Raw genomic sequence first — 1,361 nt, 5'->3', positions numbered from 1 at the left:
TGCTTTTTGGAGTAATAGCAAAGCCTTTGAGATCATCCCTTCTTGCAGTGAAGGCAGTACGCCAAGCTCACGCCCAACCCGCGCCCACAATCCGATATTCCTTTCGCGGTATGCCGGATCTTTCGTAATGGTGGTTTCATCGTATCCTCGTTCGTTGAGGACCGCGAGCTTGGAGCCGCCGCGCCCCGGAGATGTACCGCCCTTTGCATACCCCACATACGGGCCGCCGCGCGCCATTGATTTCAAGCCGGGATGATTTGATATATCTCCATATCGCCCTTTGATGTAATTAATGGCCGCCAGAATGTTGTCCACCGGATTAAGTATGTTGTTATGACCCGGAAATGCGTTAGAGGAAAACGTACTCGGAATGGTCTGCATTAACCCCCTTGACGGGTTTCCTGCTCTTGCATTGGAATCTGTAAGGTTAATGGCATTCGGATTTCCTCCTGACTCTTTCATGGCAATCGTGATTAAGCCGGGAACCCATGAAAACGGGACACCAGCAATGCCGACCGCTTCCGATACCCATTTTTGGACCTGGACAGATCCGGTTGCTCCTTTATAGGCATCTGCAGTAAAAAATCCCACATCCGGCAAGACCCCTTTTAAGAATTGAAGGGCACCGCTTTTTAGCGTTTTGAGAATACCAGTCCCTAACCCGTCTATTCCGGTCCCTGTTTTAAACGGGATCATTCCTTTGAAAATGCTGCTGATTATCTTTTGCGGTCCTTTGATAATCATATCCATAACGTCAGAGGCGACGTCCTTCGTTTTGCCAATGACATTCTTGCCGACAGAGACAGCGCCTTTCACCAGCTTTTTCGACCCCTCAAACGCATTCTTGAAGAAGTTTCCGACCCCATTTGCATAACCGGGAAGTCCTGTGGCAGCTGCTTCTTTCGACTGAGCGTGCGGAAGAACAGACGTGCCGCGCGGAAGATCCCACACTTGCGGGCCGCCCATTCCGACAATGTAAGTGCCGATGCCGGGCGTGTGAGCAAGCTCCCATCCTTCTTCGCCGACTAATGCCCGGCCGCCTGGGTGGAAGTCTGTTCCCTTGGCATAGGATAATCCTGGTGCGATTTGCATTGTGGAAGACTGGCGACTATCGTACCCTGCTGGTTTCCATTCTGGAATTGTAGGCGCATGAACAAATTTTAAAAATGCATTTATCCCATCAGTAATGGCATTTACTTTGGTTGCCAAATCAACTTTGAATAGATCCCATTTCCCGAGCACTTCTCCTGTTTCCCAATCAACCTGATCAATATGCCCTTCTGCTTGCTTCTTCGCTTCCTTTACGACGCCTTTATGAGTTTCCTCTGCTTCATTAATTGTCTTTTTAGCCTGACTCCTTG

At 49.5% G+C, this 1,361-nt stretch carries 1 protein-coding gene; it reads right to left on the bottom strand.

Features of this window, described 5'->3' with window-relative positions:
• Positions 1-1,361: transglycosylase SLT domain-containing protein (locus ACFVQB_RS34380; protein WP_379449871.1), on the bottom strand; the 1,361-nt coding region annotated here is incomplete at both ends.

The sequence above is a fragment of the Paenibacillus sp. NPDC057886 genome, assembly GCF_042796655.1.
GTDB lineage: Bacteria > Bacillota > Bacilli > Paenibacillales > Paenibacillaceae > Paenibacillus.
Note: the sequence above shows the minus strand (reverse complement) of the source record. Positions and strands in the feature narration are given on the sequence as shown.